Annotated in this window: 17 protein-coding genes and 4 pseudogenes; 13 read left to right on the forward strand and 8 right to left on the reverse strand. The window is 59.9% G+C overall.

The features are described from left to right. Positions 1–3: 3 nt before the first annotated feature. Positions 4–522 (reverse strand): carboxymuconolactone decarboxylase family protein, encoded by a 519-nt coding sequence (locus tag AC3WLP_RS09755; RefSeq protein WP_003248198.1) that lies wholly within the window; start codon positions 520–522, stop codon positions 4–6. Positions 523–651: 129 nt separating this feature from the next. Between AC3WLP_RS09755 and AC3WLP_RS09760 the strand changes: the two genes are divergently transcribed. Then, entirely contained in the window at positions 652–1,473 is an 822-nt protein-coding gene (locus AC3WLP_RS09760) for an AraC family transcriptional regulator (protein ID WP_014756497.1), read from the forward strand. A gap of 62 nt (positions 1,474–1,535) precedes the next feature. On the opposite strand, the gene AC3WLP_RS09765 is transcribed toward AC3WLP_RS09760, so the two are convergent. Beyond that, positions 1,536–2,414 carry a LysR family transcriptional regulator gene (locus AC3WLP_RS09765; protein WP_088512152.1) on the reverse strand — a complete coding sequence of 293 codons (879 nt, stop codon included), beginning with the start codon at positions 2,412–2,414 and terminating at the stop codon, positions 1,536–1,538. Between the two features lie 107 nt (positions 2,415–2,521). On the opposite strand from AC3WLP_RS09765, the gene AC3WLP_RS09770 reads away from it, so the two are divergent. Further along, positions 2,522–3,523: a zinc-dependent alcohol dehydrogenase family protein gene (locus tag AC3WLP_RS09770; RefSeq protein WP_088512151.1), complete on the forward strand. Its 1,002-nt coding sequence runs from the start codon at positions 2,522–2,524 to the stop codon at positions 3,521–3,523. 230 nt (positions 3,524–3,753) lie between these two features. Here AC3WLP_RS09770 and AC3WLP_RS09775 read toward each other — a convergent pair whose 3' ends face one another. The 3 genes and pseudogenes from AC3WLP_RS09775 to AC3WLP_RS09785 form a co-directional block, all read right to left on the reverse strand. Then, on the reverse strand, positions 3,754–4,269 hold the full coding sequence (locus tag AC3WLP_RS09775; RefSeq protein WP_088512150.1) for a GrpB family protein: 516 nt from the start codon (positions 4,267–4,269) through the stop codon (positions 3,754–3,756). A 118-nt stretch (positions 4,270–4,387) separates the two neighbouring features. Next, positions 4,388–4,519 (reverse strand): annotated as a pseudogene (locus tag AC3WLP_RS09780) (histidine phosphatase family protein); the annotation flags it as partial. A 51-nt stretch (positions 4,520–4,570) separates the two neighbouring features. Further along, a pseudogene (locus AC3WLP_RS09785) lies at positions 4,571–5,209 on the reverse strand (Rossmann-fold NAD(P)-binding domain-containing protein); the annotation flags it as partial. Between the two features lie 54 nt (positions 5,210–5,263). On the opposite strand from AC3WLP_RS09785, the pseudogene AC3WLP_RS09790 reads away from it, so the two are divergent. Together AC3WLP_RS09790 and AC3WLP_RS09795 are read left to right on the forward strand one after the other, a co-directional pair. Next, a pseudogene (locus AC3WLP_RS09790) lies at positions 5,264–5,623 on the forward strand (SDR family NAD(P)-dependent oxidoreductase); the annotation flags it as partial. Positions 5,624–5,760: 137 nt separating this feature from the next. Further along, the gene (locus AC3WLP_RS09795) at positions 5,761–6,240 is read left to right on the forward strand and encodes a MerR family transcriptional regulator (protein WP_014756504.1); all 480 of its coding nucleotides are present in this window, start codon (positions 5,761–5,763) and stop codon (positions 6,238–6,240) included. Positions 6,241–6,255: 15 nt separating this feature from the next. Here AC3WLP_RS09795 and AC3WLP_RS09800 read toward each other — a convergent pair. Next, positions 6,256–6,582: pseudogene (locus tag AC3WLP_RS09800) on the reverse strand (hypothetical protein); the annotation flags it as partial. Between the two features lie 166 nt (positions 6,583–6,748). Here AC3WLP_RS09800 and AC3WLP_RS09805 point away from each other — a divergent pair. The 3 genes from AC3WLP_RS09805 (at position 6,749) to AC3WLP_RS09815 (ending at position 9,173) form a co-directional block, all read left to right on the forward strand. Then, positions 6,749–8,005, forward strand: coding sequence for an NADH:flavin oxidoreductase/NADH oxidase family protein (locus AC3WLP_RS09805; protein WP_012052468.1), 1,257 nt, complete (start codon positions 6,749–6,751; stop codon positions 8,003–8,005). Positions 8,006–8,074: 69 nt separating this feature from the next. Beyond that, positions 8,075–8,281 carry a DUF6196 family protein gene (locus AC3WLP_RS09810; protein WP_371919688.1) on the forward strand — a complete coding sequence of 69 codons (207 nt, stop codon included), beginning with the start codon at positions 8,075–8,077 and terminating at the stop codon, positions 8,279–8,281. Positions 8,282–8,411: 130 nt separating this feature from the next. Continuing rightward, positions 8,412–9,173: an SDR family NAD(P)-dependent oxidoreductase gene (locus AC3WLP_RS09815; protein ID WP_017147635.1), complete on the forward strand. Its 762-nt coding sequence runs from the start codon at positions 8,412–8,414 to the stop codon at positions 9,171–9,173. 196 nt (positions 9,174–9,369) lie between these two features. Here AC3WLP_RS09815 and AC3WLP_RS09820 read toward each other — a convergent pair whose 3' ends face one another. Then, positions 9,370–11,373 carry a hypothetical protein gene (locus tag AC3WLP_RS09820; RefSeq protein ID WP_017147634.1) on the reverse strand — a complete coding sequence of 668 codons (2,004 nt, stop codon included), beginning with the start codon at positions 11,371–11,373 and terminating at the stop codon, positions 9,370–9,372. Between the two features lie 142 nt (positions 11,374–11,515). Next, entirely contained in the window at positions 11,516–12,415 is a 900-nt protein-coding gene (locus tag AC3WLP_RS09825) for a LysR family transcriptional regulator (protein ID WP_017147633.1), read from the reverse strand. A gap of 93 nt (positions 12,416–12,508) precedes the next feature. Here AC3WLP_RS09825 and AC3WLP_RS09830 point away from each other — a divergent pair, with 93 nt between their 5' ends. The 6 genes from AC3WLP_RS09830 to aroQ are packed head-to-tail and all read left to right on the forward strand — an operon-like array spanning position 12,509 to position 16,789. After that, on the forward strand, positions 12,509–13,456 hold the full coding sequence (locus AC3WLP_RS09830; protein ID WP_003248236.1) for a ketopantoate reductase family protein: 948 nt from the start codon (positions 12,509–12,511) through the stop codon (positions 13,454–13,456). After that, positions 13,453–13,851, forward strand: a complete 399-nt coding sequence (locus AC3WLP_RS09835) for a VOC family protein (protein ID WP_003248238.1) — start codon at positions 13,453–13,455, stop codon at positions 13,849–13,851. The genes AC3WLP_RS09830 and AC3WLP_RS09835 overlap by 4 nt, the downstream gene beginning before the upstream one ends. Beyond that, entirely contained in the window at positions 13,848–14,303 is a 456-nt protein-coding gene (locus AC3WLP_RS09840; RefSeq protein ID WP_004576665.1) for a MaoC family dehydratase, read from the forward strand. Before AC3WLP_RS09835 ends, AC3WLP_RS09840 begins: the two co-directional genes overlap by 4 nt. Beyond that, positions 14,300–15,532, forward strand: a complete 1,233-nt coding sequence (locus tag AC3WLP_RS09845; RefSeq protein ID WP_014756511.1) for a CaiB/BaiF CoA transferase family protein — start codon at positions 14,300–14,302, stop codon at positions 15,530–15,532. Before AC3WLP_RS09840 ends, AC3WLP_RS09845 begins: the two co-directional genes overlap by 4 nt. Then, positions 15,529–16,347 (forward strand): shikimate dehydrogenase, encoded by an 819-nt coding sequence (gene aroE, locus AC3WLP_RS09850; protein WP_014756512.1) that lies wholly within the window; start codon positions 15,529–15,531, stop codon positions 16,345–16,347. Before AC3WLP_RS09845 ends, aroE begins: the two co-directional genes overlap by 4 nt. A gap of 4 nt (positions 16,348–16,351) precedes the next feature. Further along, positions 16,352–16,789 (forward strand): type II 3-dehydroquinate dehydratase, encoded by a 438-nt coding sequence (gene aroQ / locus AC3WLP_RS09855; protein WP_014756513.1) that lies wholly within the window; start codon positions 16,352–16,354, stop codon positions 16,787–16,789. The last annotated feature ends 68 nt before the right edge of the window (positions 16,790–16,857 follow it).

Raw genomic sequence — 16,857 nt, forward strand, 5'->3', positions numbered from 1 at the left:
CTCCTAGTTTGCCGATGGCGGAAAGTCGATATCGGTAGCGGCGATGTTGTTCAGGTAGTTGGTCAGGGTTAACAGCGTGACCTGTGCCACCACCTCCACGATCTTGCTATCAGTAAGCCCTGCCTCACGCGCGGCAGCGATCTGCTCGTCACTCAACTGGCCGCGCCTTGCCGTGATCTGCTGCGCCAGTGCGGCAACCGCGCTGAGTGTGCCGGCTCGGGCTTGGCTTACGGCCTCATCGCTCAAACCCGCCTTGCCGCCGAAGAAGGTGTGTGCAGCCAGGCAGTAGTCGCACCCGTTGATTTCCGAAGTGGCCAGGGCAACGACTTCACGCTCGGCGGCGCTCAGTGAGCTTTTACCCAACGCTTGGGCGAGGCCCAGGTAACCATTGAGCGCGACCGGAGCGTGCGCCAGGGTCTTGAATGCGTTGGGAATGAAGCCGAGACCTTTTTGAATGCCTTCGAGGGCTGCGCGCGAGCCAGTAGGGGCCTGGTCCAGCGAGAGAGCGGTAATTCGAGTCATGGTCGTTCTCCAATAGGTGTATTAACCGGCTTGTCTATCAAGCGTGGAGTCCATACTAGAGAGGCAGACTTTTCTTTCGGCTTCAGATCGTCGAAGTTATGCAACAGATCGTCTAAACCTGAGTGCGCTATGGACCGATTGTCGACACTGCTTAAGCACTTCAACCTGCACGCTAGCGCGTTTCACCAAGGTGGGTTCTGTGGAACGACCCACCTTGGGCAACACAGTGTCGGCCACGCCCATCTGTTGCGCTCGGGGCGTCTGGCCCTCAAGGACAAGCGTGGCCAGCGAATCGAGTTGACCGAACCCACCCTGATTCTGGCGGTGCGCCCGCAGGAGCATCACTTGCTGGCCACCGACGCCGATGAAGCGGAGTTAGTGTGCGCCACCCTGCAGTTCGATGGCGGCGCCAACAATCCGCTGACCCTGGCTTTGCCGGACTTCATCATCAAGCCCCTTGGCGAATTGCAAGGCCTTGATGGCACCCTTGACTGGCTGTTCGAAGAAGCCTTTGGAGATGAGTGTGGTCGTGATGTCATTCTCAATCGCTTGTTCGAGCTGATGATCATTCAGCTGCTTCGCCACCTGATCGCCAGCCGCAGCATCGCCTCGGGAATGATGGCGGGTCTGGCCAATGCTCAGCTGTCTCGCGCGCTTGTGGGGATCCACGATGAGCCGCAGCGCAATTGGTCGGTGGCGGAACTGGCGAATCTTTCGGGCATGTCGCGGGCAAGCTTCGCTTCGCACTTTCGCGAGATCGTGGGTATTACGCCTGCGGACTACCTGGCGAACTGGCGCATCAGTTTGACGCAAAAACGTCTTCGCGAAGGGCGCCCCATTGCCCTGATCGCCGATGAGGTCGGCTACGAAAGTCCTTCTGCGCTAGCCCGAACCTTTCGCCGCAAGGTGGGCGCGAGCCCGAAACAATGGCTGCAGCAGGGGACGGTGTGACGCCTGGCCGACCGACGTGCACGTCAGGCAATGAGCGAGGTTCTGCGCCCCACCGGGGTCGCTTACACGTTCTCCCGAAGAAAATCGATGAACGCCATCGTCCTTGCCGAGCGGCGCCGCTCACGGCTGAACACGGCGCTGACCGGCAGCGCGGTCGTCTGGTATTCGTCGAGCAGGCTACACACGCCACCCTGCTCGAAGTCCGCAGCAAACAGCCAATGCGGAGACAGGGAGATGCCCAGACCACCGAGGACCATTTCACGAATGGCCTCGCTGTTGTTGCTGGTGACGTTGCCTTTGATTGCAACCTCAAGTGCTTCGCCACGATGGGTGAAGTGCCAGCGGTCGTAATGCTCAAGCAAGGTGAAGGCGATGCAGTTGTGGCCTGCCAGTTCGGCGGGCTCGCGTGGCTGGCCATGGCGATCGAGATAGGCCGGTGCAGCATAGACTCGCCGTGTGCTGGTGCCCAGAGGCACGGCCACCAGCCCCTCGCTCTTCACCACACCAATGCGGATGGCCAGGTCGATGTTTTCCACGAGCAGGTCTTCGTTGTAATCGTTCAGGCGCAGGTCAATCTGCACATAGGGGTGGCGCTGTAGAAAAGCCCCGATCAGGGGCGCTATGCACAGCCTCCCATAGCTGACCGGTGCGGCTATTCGCAGGGGGCCGGCGATCTGCTCCTGGCCGCTGGCGAAGCTGCGTGTTGCATGCTCCAGCTGGCTGAGAATCTCCTGGCAGTGGCTGTAGAAGCGTTGCCCTTGATCGGTGAGGGCGAGGTGCCGGGTGCTGCGGGCGAACACGGCGCCACCCAGGTACTGCTCCAACGCACGGACCTGCTTGCTGACTGCCGGCTGCCCCATGTTCAGCTCCCGAGCCACTGCGGAAAACGAGCCGCGCTCCACGACGCGCACGAAGATGCGCATGCTGTCGAACAGATCCATCGCTATTGGGCCTCTTTGGGGAATAAGTAATATCCAAATTTAGTTTCTTATCGGAATGAGGAAGACGGTGCAACCTGTAAGCGTCCACTCATTCAGAGGTTCCCGTCATGAATCAGACCATGCTTGCCGCTATCGCCGAATCCGCCCAGACCCCGCTGGTCGTGCGCCACATCGCCCGCCCTGTGCCCGGTAAGGGACAGGTTTTGGTGCGGATTCACGCCGCCGGGGTCAACCCGCTCGACACCAAGATTGCGATCGGTGCAGGTGCTCACGCCCGCCAGGAGTTGCCGGCCGTGCTTGGCCTGGATCTCGCCGGGACCGTCGTCGAACTGGGCGAGGCGGTTGCTGGTTTCACGCCTGGCCAGGAGGTCTTCGGTATGGCCGGCGGCATCGGCGGCGCCCAAGGCACCCTGGCCGAATACATCGCCGTGGATGCCAGGCTGATTGCATCAAAGCCGCATGCACTCGGCATGCGTGAGGCTGCCGCGCTGCCGTTGGTATTCATCACCGCTTGGGAAGGTCTGGTAGATCACGCCAATGTTCGTAGTGGTCAGCGTGTGTTGATCCATGGCGGCGCAGGTGGCGTCGGCCAAGTTGCGGTGCAATTGGCCAAGGCTCGCGGTGCCGAGGTCTACGCCACCGGTTCGGCGGGCAATCTCGACTTCATTCGCGCGCTGGGGGCCACGGCGATTGACTATCAGACGCAGCGTGTAGAGGCCTATGTCGAACAATATACGGCCGGGGAAGGTTTCGACATCGTTTATGACACCGTCGGCGGCAGCACGTTGGACGCGTCATTCAAGGCAGTAAAGCCTTATACCGGGCACGTACTCAGCTGCCTCGGTTGGGGCCAGCACAGTCTCGCGCCTTTATCCTTCAAAAGTGCCACCTACTCGGGCGTATTTACCCTGGCACCGCTGCTAACCGGCAAGGGACGCGAACACCATGGAAGTATCCTGCGCGAGGCTGCCGTTCTGGCCAATGCCGGGCAACTGGCGATCCGGGTGGACCCGCAACAGTTTGCATTGGATGAGGTCAACGACGCATTCCGACAGGTCGCGGAAGGTCGCGGCAGGGGCAAGACGGTTATCCAGTTGGTATGTGAATAGTCTCCCGAGCTTTATTAATCAGCAATTACCTGCCAGAAATGCCCGTTTCCAGCCTTGGCTGGCCTTCACAAACAACTGCCAAAGGGGGACATGGCAAGTGATCATGAAAGTTGTTCCTTGATGTGAGGGGCTTTGTTCCAGGCGGTGCCGGCGGCCGGTCAAGCTGGCCGCAATCGAAGTGGTGACTTTGTCGCTACTGTCGGGAGGAAGGGGAGTGCCAGAAGAATCGATCATTCACGCGTGGTTATACCGGCATGAAGCAGCGCCGCGATAATGAAAGGCGCCTTTTTCTCTAGATACTCAGCCATCCCACCCGTATTGATCGACTCCAACTGAAGCTTCAGCGTTTCATACTGTTGGCGGATCGAGGCATCGCGCCTAAGCAAATCTCTGAACCCCAGCATTTGAGTGATCGTCAGGTGGTCGCGGGTACAAACATGGAGCTTGTGCGTACGAATCCCATCCACATTGCGCCGGTAGAAATGATGGCCCTCTGACAGATCACTTCCCCGTACATACCCCAGAGCCATCAACACCTCGTCCCGCGTCGAGGTATTGCGATGCGCGTGAACCTCAATGAGCACATCGAGTTCGGGCTTCGCCGCCAGCCCTGGGACAGACGTGCTTCCAACGTGGTGGATAGCAATCAGTTCAGCGTCGAATGCCGAGGCAATGAGTGGCTTGTCTGTCAGGAAGCGGGCGGGCCATGTGGGATCGTAGGGGGTAATCTTGCTGGTCAGTGCCATGTCCGTTCCTTGGCGATAACTATTTGAGGCGCCGGATTGTCCATTAAGGCGTGTGCATTTGCCACCGACTTACAGGTCAATCACTGTCGCCGAGATGTGTCTTCGGAATCCGGGCGATTCACGCTTCAACACCTGCATATCGATAGACCGTCGCACTCCAATACTGGCTGCCGTTACGCGTTTGATGTTTCCATCCGTCTGCCATCAGGTGTTTGGAGATCATCCGATTCATGAAACCGTGACCGAACAACGGCTGTGACTCGTTTTGGCTGGCCGTGGCGCATCAGGATTATTTCCCCGCTCACAGCAGGCTGCCTTTTTCAAACCCGCCATGATCACGGTACCACGCCACGGTGTCGGCGATTGTCAGCTCGAGTGCCCGGAAACTCAGCCCAAGCTCCTGTTCACTCTTGCGGTGGTCGAAACGGGTGCGGTCCTGCTCTCGAACCAGTAGACGCAACGTGGCCATGCTCAGCAGAATGGGTCTGCCGGTCAGGCGCGCATAGATCTCCTGAACAGCCGCCAAGGTGTATAGAAAGGGCAGCGGTATTTGTCGGGCGGGTGTCTTGACGCCCGCCATACGTCCTAAAACAGGCATCAGTTCGCGCATTGTCATATGTCGACCCGCCGCGAGATAGCGCTCACCTCGGCGCCCATGTCTGGCTGCGGCAATGTGTGCCAATGCCACATCGCGGGCATCGACAATGGAAAAACTGCCAGGGATCAACCCCGGTAACCTGCCCTGTACCACATCGTTGACCAATTGCCCCGACGAGGTTGGGCCAACGTCGCCAGACCCCCACATCCAGCCAGGCAAGACCATACAGGGATGCATCTGGGGGTGGCTCTCCAGGAACGACAATACGACACGGTCAGCGAGGATCTTGCTGCGGTAGTAGTCATCGGCGTCGGCGTCGGCCCTCAGGCAGTTCTCCTCGATGGGGGGAAGCAAGGAAACACTGACCGCCGTGGTAAGCGTCACGCCTGGAAATTGCCCGAGTTCGGCATGTCCATCTACGGCGCTACCAAAGCCTTCGTGCTGTTTCTGTCACAGGGGCTGAGTCAGGAGCTGTCACCCAAGGGCGTGTACGTGCAAGCGGTGCTGCCAGCCGCGACCCGTACCGAGATCTGGGCGCGTGCCGGCATTGACGTCAACACACTCCCGGAGGTGATGGAGGTCGGTGAGCTGGTCGATGCTGCACTTGTCGGTTTCGACCGTCGCGAGTTGGTAACCATCCCGCCACTTCATGTTGCCGAGCGCTGGGATGCACTGGAAGGTGCACGTCAAGGGCTGATGTCTGACATTCGACAAACCCACGCGGCTGAACGATATCAGCGCCCACTGAACGCGTGATTGTGTACGAATGATCGAATTCGCGGCCTCCGCTTCCCTATGAAACCAAGGCGACCAAGTCACACGTTGTGCTTGGCCGCCCGATGACTTTAGACTTAAAGTCAACTTTAAGGTCAATAGGTTTTTCAGGGTGAGGTATGAGAATAGGCGAACTGGCAAAAATCAGTGGGCTGGCTCCGTCACGCATCCGTTTCTATGAGGCCAGTGGCTTGATTAGCGCCGTCGAGCGCAAGGCCAATGGATACCGGGACTATGCGCCTGATACCGAATGGGTGCTGCAACTCATAACCAGCGCACAGGCAGCAGGTTTTTCTTTGGAGGAGATCCGGCAATTGATGCCGATGGACGCCAGTGGCTGGCGGCACGGCGAGTTGCTCACTGGGCTCAAGCAAAAGGTTGAGGAAATCAGTGCGCTGGAGGAACGGCTGGCACAAAACAAAGCGCAACTTCTGCGCGTCATCGAAGGCATCGAGGGTAAGCCCGAAGGCATGGCGTGCGCGGACAATGCGCAAATGCTGATAAATCGTTTGCGTGAAGAAGGGGTTGGCCAAGCGTCCGGCAAGCGTGCGGTAACGTCTTCAACGAGAAAAAACGCCCGCCAGGCTTCCGGGGCCTGACAGGCGCAAAAAGTCTCAGCGCTCGCCAATCAGGCCGGCGAGCGGTTTGGGGGCATAGAGCGCACTCTGAAACGCTGGCACGTATTCGTACTTCATCATTTTCCCAAGCTTCAGGGGGCGGAGGTAATTCGACAGAGCGCCGTCGCCTAGTGTGAGGGTGGCTGAATCTGCGTCGTGGCTCGAGCCGTGACGCAGTTGGCGGGAAACCGCATAACCGTATGCCAACTGGCCCTGATGATCGAGATTGGTGAAGCTGCTGGTGACGATATCGACTTCGCGAGAGAGCTTGTCGAGTTTCTTCGCTTTGAAGGACACGTCGACTTTTCCGGTCTGGCTGTCGGTGCTGCCAAGACTTCGATTGAACACCCCACTCGGTTGTCGGGCGCCCATCGGGTGACACACTTGCCAGGACCTGGCGCGTTGAAAATCGACTGACCTTGAAAAAGGTATTGACCTTAAAGTCGACTTCAAACTTAAGGTGGCCTCATATCCAGTTGAGGACTGCTCCATGAATGTGTTCGACACCCTGATGCTTCCCAACGGTTCGACCGTCAAGAACCGAATCGCCAAAGCCGCCATGGAAGAGAACATGGCGGATGCCCACCAGGCGCCTTCTGAAGCACTCATGCGTCTCTATCAAGCGTGGGCCGACGGTGGTGCCGGCCTGATTATCACCGGCAATGTGATGGTCGACGGCCGCGCCATGACCGGACCGGGTGGTGTGGTGTTACAGGACGATCAGCAACTGGACAAGTTCAAGCGCTGGGCGCGTATTGGTCGATCCGGCGGCGCGCAGTTCTGGTTGCAGATAAACCACCCAGGGCGGCAGATGCAGTCCAATCTTGGGCAAAAAACCTGGGCACCGTCAGCCGTGCCGCTGGAACTGGGCACAATGTCCAAGCGTTTTGCCACGCCTCACGCGATGCCCCCCGGCGTGATCGAACAGGTTATTCAGCGCTTTGCGAACACCGCACGCCTGGGCGAACAAGCCGGATTCACAGGTGTGGAGATCCACGCGGCCCACGGCTATTTGTTGAGCCAGTTCCTTTCGCCACTGACCAACCAAAGGAAGGACGAGTGGGGTGGCTCTCTGGAAAACCGGGCGCGCCTGTTGCTCGAAATCGTCAAGGCAGTCAGGGCAGTGGTTTCTGTGGATTTTGCAGTGGCGGTCAAACTCAACTCCGCCGATTTCCAGCGTGGAGGGTTCACTACCGAAGACGCGAAAAAGGTCGTTGAGTGGCTCAACGACCTGGGCGTAGACATGGTGGAATTATCGGGAGGCAGCTACGAAGTCCCCGCCATGCAGGGTGACGCGCGCGATGGTCGCACCCTGGCTCGCGAAGCTTATTTCGTCGAGTTCGCCCGTGATCTCCAAACCGTCGCCAAAATGCCGGTGATGGTCACTGGCGGTATACGTCGGCGCGCGGTGGCCGAAAGCGTTGTGCAGAGCGGTGTGGACATGGTGGGTATCGGCACGGCGTTAGCCATCGATCCGCACTTGCCTCGTGACTGGTTGCAGGGCAAAGACAACGCCCCTCAATTGCCGGCGATCACCTGGAAAAACAAAGCCATCGCATCCTTGGCAAACATGGCAGTAGTGAAGTTTCAACTGCGCAAACTCAGCCGGGCTAAAAAGCCTGACCCGAGCGTTTCGCCGTTGCGCGCGCTGATCGTGCAACAGCTCTTCATGGCTTATCGCACGCGCCAGTATCGAAAATGGATTGAAACGTCTGCGCATGACAAGGGCCTGGGAGACGCAAGATGACGATCGCTGTAGAGGGCTCGTTGGCTGTTTGGCAATGCGCCTGAAGCAGAAGTTTGGGACCGGCATTTTGTGACTTGTGGCCAGAATCGAGAGGAGGGCGGGATTTTTGATTATTGGGTTGTCCCGGCTAGCCTGGCTTCAGATGTCTTCGCAGAGATCCAGACGTTGGTAGATGGCCAAGCAGACGGGGAGGTGGAGTTTCCCGGTAGCGGATACGTTCGCGTGTCCCCGTTGTCAGCTTCTGCGCGGCTGAAGGGTCATGACCTATGCGCGTAGCTAAACGATGTGCTACGCAGTGAGCCAGTGAGACCGAGCAATTGCTTCCGCATCTGTGGATGGCTGACTGATCTGTGCGAGGTGTGTACGCTGGCCGCTTACTCTTTAGCACTTCATTCGAGATATCCATATGACACCCAATCCGACAACCGATAACGCATTACGCGTTGCGTTGGTGACAGGATCAACGTCCGGTATTGGTGCAGCCATTGCACGTGTCCTTAGCCGGGCAGGCTATGCGGTGGTGCTCCATTCGCGAAATTCTGCGGATACGGGACGCGCGATGGTTGCCGAAATGAAGCAGGCTATTTACTTGCAAGCTGATCTTGCTGTCGAAGCTGACAGGGTCAGGCTTGTTAACGAGGCTATCGCCGCGTGGGGGCAGCTCGACGTACTGGTCAATAACGCCGGTATTAGCAGAGTCATTGCGCACGGCGACCTTGCCTCTGCCAGTTCGACGGTGTGGCACGAGCTTAACGAGGTTAATGTCGTGGCACCGTTCCATCTGGTTGCTTTGGCCGAGTCGGCACTGCGCGATGCTGCCCGTTACCGTCGAGCAGGTTGCGTCGTAAACATCAGTTCGCATGCCGGTACCCGTCCTAAGGGCGCATCGATTCCCTATGCGGTAAGCAAAGCTGCGCTAAATCACATGACCCGCTTGCTCGCGCTATCGCTGGGGCCAGACATTCGCGTAAACGCTGTGGCGCCTGGCTTGGTCGACACGCCTCTGACCGCAGAGTGGACAGAGGCCCAAGAATTGTGGCGAACTCGCGCACCCATGCGCAGGGCCGCCAGCCCAGACGACATCGCAAAAGCTGTTGTCATGCTGGTCGAGTCGGACTACTTGACCGGCGAGATACTCCTTTCAGACGGTGGGTTGAATCTGACTTAGGTTTAGCGTGTTTCGGTGGAGCAGAAGAGCCACGCTGTTTCACCGACTCGCTCATACGCCGGACGGATAGCATAGGCATCTGTAGCCAGCTTCTTGGCGTCCGCTGTCACGGGGCAGGCCCAGAGTCGATCCCCTCTATCCGCGTCTGAAGCCTTTGCATAAGTACTTTGCGAGGGTGATAGGATACTCGCCGATGTCACCCCAAGATTCTGGACAGGTCTACCTCGAAGTAATCGTAGGTCACCGGTTCAAGCGCCTTGACGATGTCGCGGTAGATAACCTGACGTTCGACCAATGCAGTGGTGTAACGTTGGAGCTGTGGGGGGCTCATCAAATACGCTTCTAGCAGGGTTTGCGCTTCGATGATGTCACTGTAGAGAGGGTACGCGTCCGCAGATTCCACCCCGTTTGCTTTGGTGACTACAATGTTATGCCGTAGTACGCCTCTTAGGAAAGTCGCCAGAATCATGATGTCGACAATGGGCGTGCCGGCGTAGGGAATGCCGCAGTGGGTCTGCCCGTTGAGCAAAATGAGTGGTTGGATTTTGAAGTCTTCGGGCAGACGGAAATCACGTCTCGCGCACTCTTCACGGAACTGTTTTCTGTATTTTTGGATGTAGTCTGTTTTGCGTTGAAGTTGGGTCTGGGCCTCAATGATCTTTTCCCGATGCTTGAATACTTCATCGGGGTCGACCGGTTGCAGAAAGCATTTTGCTTCGCCAATGACAACGACATTACCGATGCGCAACACGATGTCGATGTCTTCGAAGAGAGGTTCTTCCTCAACGTCTCCCGGTAAATTGAATTTCAACGCGTGGGGCATCAGAGCAACGTCCCGCTTTATCGGGGAGGCGCTGATGGTGTAATTCAACACGTCGCGCAGATAGTTTTCAAATGACAGCCCACGGGTATCAAACTTCGCACCGAGTTGGCGGATCCAGATGTCTACGTTGCGCTGGGTTGTGCCCAGTGAGGGGGTAAAGAGCACCAGCAGCTCGCTGTCGTTCAAGGCGATAAGGGGCTGTGTCCACAGTTCATTTTCTTCATGCCGCTGTGCTGCTGAGGGTGAATAGGTGAAGAACTCGAGCAGCTTGTGGCTGATGTCGGCGGTGACGCACAGTGAGTCACGGATGGCTTCTATTAACGCACCTCGTGGGATTCTGGGCGTGGTGAGTTCGGCCAATGCTTGGGTGGGGGTTTGCGGGTTGTTGGATACGTGAGACCCCTTCTTCAAAAGTGCCACCAAGCTTTGCAGCACGGTCCAGCACTTGATCACGTCGATTATCGTGCCTCCTGCGAGCCGAGGGCTTTGAAATCGGGCAAGTTCTGCGTAGTACGGCTGCAAGGCTTCTTGCATGAGAACGTAGCTTTCGCGGGACCGCTCACCGATTGTTTCATCCGCTGCCAGCACGAATGTGTAATTTCCGTCGACGGCAGTCACTGCAACGATGGGTCTAGGTATGCCGAGCGCGGCATGGCTGTTTGAGCGGCGGGCTTGCTCAAACATCGAGTGATGGTGAAGGCTACTGGCGTGATGAACGGCACTGCGACGACTTAAGGTTATCCACTTCCAATTTGCGTCAGAGGGCCGTGCTGGCGACAACTTGACGCCTTCAGCGGACTCGGTGAAAACGTAGTTATTCCACAGACACTCTTCCCATAAGTCTTCGATAATTTTGTAGAAAGTTCCGATTGCGTAATCCACTGCGATATCGCTTTGTGATGCTGTTCTCGATTGCGCTTCTTTGGCGTGCGACGGCTTCTGGCTAAGGATCATTCGAAGCGGGAGTTGTAGCCCGTCGATATCCGATTGCGCGATCTGATCCAACGAATGGGCTACACCATCACGGTCATGCACGCTGGGCAGGATATGGCTTGCACTTCGCTGCGCAGGATTCTGCGCCCTGGACTTACGAACAATGTCGGCAATTGATAACTGGTAGCCGATGGCGTTCAAGTTAGCATGGCTGACGAACGCTAACAGCTTGTCATTCCGGCTGATTTTCTTGTCAGCCGCGAAGCTCAACTCGCCCCTGATGGTTGAGAAGGCCCGGAAAAACCAGACACCGGCTTCGTATAAATTTTTGGACGCTTGATCCATCCCGTCGAGTTCAAAAGCCGCTTTCCATTCAGCCAGATTGAAACTTCTCTGATTTGGGCGGGCGACTTGGTTATCCCTGACACGCTTTGCAAAAGTCATCGAAACTCCTTGATTCATGATCACGCTGTAGAGCAACGGCCTTAGCGATATGCAAATAGCCGTGATCAAGAATTCCCCACCTTGGGTAATGGCATTGATTTTAACCCCTGCCTAAGTCGAAACGGGAGCCTGCTTGGCGGGCTTACTGAAACAATCCGCGCACGACTTCCCTCAACCATCGATTTCCATTGTCCTGATGATAGCGGGCATGCCAATGCTGTTTGACCGTGAATCCCTCCACTTCGAACGGGCAGTCATGGACCTGTAGCCCATGCATATCGGCCAGTGTCTGCCCGATATGCCGCGGCAAGGTGCCCAGGAGATCGGTAGTCCCGATTATCATCCCTAACCCGAGAAACGCTGGCAGCTCGAGCATGATCCGCCGTTCGATCCCGGCCCGCGCCAACCCTGCTTCCAGCAGCTTCTGCCCGGTGCCGAAACTGATCTGCACATGCCCCTCGGCCCGATACCGCTCCAGGCTCATGCCATCGCCCAGGCGCGGATGCTGCGGGTTGCTCAGGCACACCCAGTCCTGCTCGAACAGCACCTGCTGATACATCCCCCCTCCCAGCCAGGGCACGAAGCCGATGGCCAGGTCCACTTCGCCCGACTCCAGCGCGCTCTCGGTATTGCCGTCGATCCGCGCCGCCTCCAGGCGGATACCCGGCGCATGGCTGCGCAGATGGTTGAGGATGCTTGGCAGCAAGGTGATGTGGCTGGCATCGCTGACACACAGGCGAAAACGCCGCTGCGCTGTGGCGGCGATGAACTGCGGCTCCCAGGCGGTCAGCCGGCGCAGCGATTCCAGCACCTCGCGGCACGGCCCTATCAGCTGATCGGCGCGGGGGGTAGGGGCCATGCCGCCCGGCGTACGCACGAACAGCGGGTCGTTCAATTGCTCGCGCAGGCGCGCCAGCCAGATGCTGATGGTCGGCTGGCTCTGCCCTAACTGTTCGGCGGCACGGGTCACGCTGCGGCATTGGTACAGCACGTCGAACAGCTGCAGCAGCTTGGGTTCGGGCAGGGGCTCCAGGGTAGTCATTATTGAAATACTCAATAGCTGTATTGAGGTCATTGTATAGCGCAAATAAACCCCGCTGCATAAGGTGATCGCAAATCACAGGAGGTCTGCGACGTGAAAATCTGCATTCTGGGCGCCGGTGCACTGGGGTGCGCCATTGGCGCAGCCCTGAGCGAGGCAGGGCATGAAACCTGGCTGCTGAACCGCGGCCGCGCGCACGTCGAGGCGATGAACCAGCATGGGCTGCGGGTACAGGACGAACGGGGCGAGCGCTATGTACCGGTCAACGCGGCCATCGAAGCCGAAGACGTTGGCGTGACCGATTTGGTGGTGGTGCTGGTGAAGTCGTTTCACACTGCCGAGGCCATCGCCGGTGCCCTCGCGCTGATAGGCCCACAGACGCTGGTGCTGTCGCTGCAGAACGGGCTCGGCCACGAGGACATCCTGGCCGAAGTGGTGGGTCGCGAGCGGGTGCTGGCTGGCAAGACCTATGTCGGCGGCGTGCTCCTCGCACCGGGCTCGATCCGCGCCGGTGTGGCCGGCAAACAGACTTTCATCGGTGAGCTCGACGGCCAGCTGACGCCCCGCGTGCAGGCCATCGCCGAAGCGTTCAACAATGCCGGGCTGGCCACCACGGTCAGCGACAACATCCTCGGCACCATGTGGGACAAGCTGCTGGTCAACGTCGCCACCGGTGCATTGAGCGGCATCACCATGCTCAGCTACGGCCAGCTGTACAGCGAGCCGCTGCTGGAAAGCACCGCCAAGGCCGCCGTGGCCGAGGCCATTGCCGTGGCCGAGCGCGCCGGCATTCGCTTGAGCCTGACCAGCCCCGAGGCTGCCTGGTCACTGGCCGCCGAGGGCCTGCCGGCGAGCTTCCGCACCTCGATGCTGCAGAGCCTGGAAAAAAACTCGATCACCGAAATCGACTTCATCAACGGCTCCGTCGTGCGCTGGGGTCAGCGCCATGGCGTGGCCACGCCGGTCAACGCGACCCTGGTGGCCTGCATCAAGGGTATCGAGCGCGCCATGGCCGATCACCAGAAGAGGGAAACCCCATGAGCCAGTCAAAAGCCTACCTCGAACACGTGGCGTTCTGGGTGCAGGACATTCAGTGGCATATCCGCTTTTTCAGCGAGGTGTGCGGCATGACCATGCGTGAAGTGCAGGGTGACGTCGAGCAGCCGGCACAGTACTGGACCCTCGGCGGCCTGCAGTTCATTCACCAGCCGGACTTCGCTGGCCCGGAAGGGCGCCTGGCGCACCTGGGCATCATGTGCGAAGACCTGGAAGCGGCACTGGCCGCTGCCCAGCGCTTTGGCGTCAGCGAAATGCCCCAGGGCCGTAACTGGTTACGCCTGCCTGATGGCCTGGCGGTGGAGTTCATCCAGGCGCTGCCGGCCAAATGCGTAGCCCAGGCACTGGCCATCGACCCGCGCGCGGAGGTGCAGGCATGAGCGTGATTGAAAAGTACTGGGACGATGCCCGCGAAGGCGATGAGTGCATCAGCCCGACCTACACCGTGACCCGCGAACGCATCCTGGCCTACGCCGACCTCACCGGCGACCACACCCCGGTGCATGTCGACGAGGCCTACGCCAACGCCAGCCACTTTGGCTGCCTGGTTGCCCACGGCCTGTTCGGGCTGTCGATCGCCGACGGCCTGAAGACCCAGTGCGAGTACCGCTTCCTACCGGGCATGTCGCTGGGCTGGACCTGGGACTTCGTGCTGCCGATCAAGGTCAACGACGTGCTCCACGTGCGCATGCGGGTGGGGGCGATGCGCCCAAGCAACAGCCGACCTGGCTGGGGCATCGTGGTGCTGCCTTCGGAACTGATCAACCAGCACGGCGAAGTCGTGCAACGTGGCGAGCACCGGTTGATGGTGCCGCGCAGGGCTGCAGCATGAGCCAGGCATTGCCATTGGCGGGTATCCGCGTCATTGACTACAGCCACTTCCTCGCCGGCCCCTATGTCGGCCGTTGCCTGGCGGCGCTCGGCGCAGAGGTGATCAAGGTCGAGCGGCCGGGTAGCGGCGACGCTGGCCGCCAGCATGCGTTCACCCTGGACGACCAGCAGAGCGGCTATTTCCTGCAGCTGAACATGGGCAAGCAGGGCGTCAGCGTCAACATGAAAGACCCGCGCGGCAAGGCGTTCATGCAGCGCCTGACCGATTCGGCCGACGTGTTCATCGAGAACTACCGCCCCGGCGCCCTGGACAAGCTGGGCCTGGGCTACGCCGAGCTGTCGGCGCGCAACCCGCGCCTGGTGTACTGCTCGATTTCCGCCTACGGCCATACCGGGCCGGACGCCCACCGCGCCGGCTTCGGCCTGATCGCCGAGGCCAAGAGCGGGATCATGCAGATGGTGGGCGTGCCGGGCGAGGCACCGCCGCTGCTGCGTATTTCCCTGGGCGACATGTACACCGGCATCCACGCGGTGGCGGCGATCAATGCCGCGCTGCTCGGCCGGGTGAGCAGTGGCCGAGGCCAGCACATCGACATGGCGCTGTACGACACCCTGGTGTCGATGCACGAATACGCGGTGCAGTGTTACACGCTGTCCGGTGGCACTGTGTTGCCCCAGCAGACCGGCCACGACATGCCCACTTCGACCCTGTACGGCGTGTTCCGCGCCACCGACGGCGACCTGGTGATCGCCGCCCAGGTCGACGATGCCTGGCAGCGCTTCGCGGCCATGCTCGAAGCCAACGGCGGCCCGCCCGGGTTCGGCAGCGACCGCCGCTACCACAGCCTCAACGGCCGCAATGCCCACCGCGAGGCGATCCTGGCGGTGGTCCGCGACTGGGTTGGCGCGCGTCGGGTGGCCGAGATCCTCGCGTTGCTCGATGGCATCGACATCCCCAGTGCCAAGGTTCAACGCATCGACGAAGTGCTGGCCGACCCGCAGATCCAGGCACGCAACATGGTCATCGAGCAGCAGCACCCACGCTACGGCACGCTGCGCCTGGCCAACCTGCCGTTCCGCTTTTCCGACTGCGATACCACGATTCACCAAGTAGCCCCGGACCTTGGTCAGCACAACGCCGAAGTGGCCGCCGGGCTTGGCTTCAGTACTGAAGAAATCATTGCCTTGCAGGCGGATGGCGTGTTGTTTACCCACGGAGATGCACGATGAGCGACCGCTACGCAGTGATCGGCCGACCGATCAACCACACCAAGTCCCCGCTGATTCATGGCCTGTTCGCCCAGGCCAGCAACCAGCAGCTGGAATACGGGGCTATCGAGGGCTCGCTGGACGACTTCGAAGCCCAGGTACTGCAGTTTCGTAGCGAAGGCGGGAAGGGCATGAACATCACTGCCCCGTTCAAGCTGCGTGCCTTCGAGCTGGCCGACCGGCGCAGCGAGCGGGCGCAATTGGCGCGGGCGGCCAATGCGCTGAAGTTCGAGGATGGCTGCATCGTCGCCGAGAACTTCGATGGCATCGGTTTGCTGCGGGACATCGAGGAGAACCTTGGCGAGCCGCTGCGCAACCGCCGTGTGCTGCTGCTGGGCGCTGGCGGCGCGGTGCGCGGGGCGTTGCTGCCGTTCCTGCAGGCGGGCCCACGCGAGCTGGTGATCGCCAACCGGGACATGGCCAAGGCGCTGGCGCTGCGTAACGAACTCGATCACCCGCGTCTGCGCATCAGCCGCTACGAAGCGCTGGAAGGGCAATCGTTCGACATCGTGGTCAACGCCACCTCGGCGAGCCTGACCGCTGACTTGCCGCCACTGCCGGCTGATGTGCTGGGTGAGGCGGCCTTGGCCTACGAGCTGGCCTATGGCAAAGGCCTCACGCCTTTCCTGCGCCTGGCCCGCGAGCAGGGCCAGGCGCGCCTGGCCGATGGCGTCGGCATGCTGGTGGAGCAGGCCGCCGAGGCGTTCGCCTGGTGGCGCGGGGTGCGGCCCGACACACGTGCCGTGATCAATCAGCTGACGATTCCCCTGGAGTAGGTCGATGGTCGCCAATGTACTGATGCTGCATGGCATCAACCACAACATGTTCGGCAAGCGCGACCCGCGCCAGTACGGCACAGCGACCCTGGCCGACATCGACCAGGCGTTGCAAGCCCTGGGCGAAGAGCTGGGGGCGCAGGTCGTGAGCTTCCAGAGCAACTTCGAGGGCGCCCTGTGCGAACGCATCCATCAGGCCCATGAGGACCGGGTGGATGCGGTGCTGATCAATGCCGGTGCCTGGACGCATTACAGCTACGGCATTCGTGATGCATTGGCCATTATCGAAGTGCCGGTGGTAGAAGTGCACATGTCCAACATCCATGCCAGGGAGCCGTTCCGCCATCACTCGGTATTTGCCGAGGTGGTGCGCGGGCAGATCTGCGGGTTTGGTGTCGAAACCTACCTGCTGGCGCTGCGTGCGGCGATGAGCATGGTCTGAGCAGGGGAGCGGGTTTACCCGCGAAGCAGGTGACGCGGGGCATGGCACCGGCTGCGCCGGTGTTCGCG

This window comes from Pseudomonas sp. FW305-E2, from assembly GCF_058782925.1.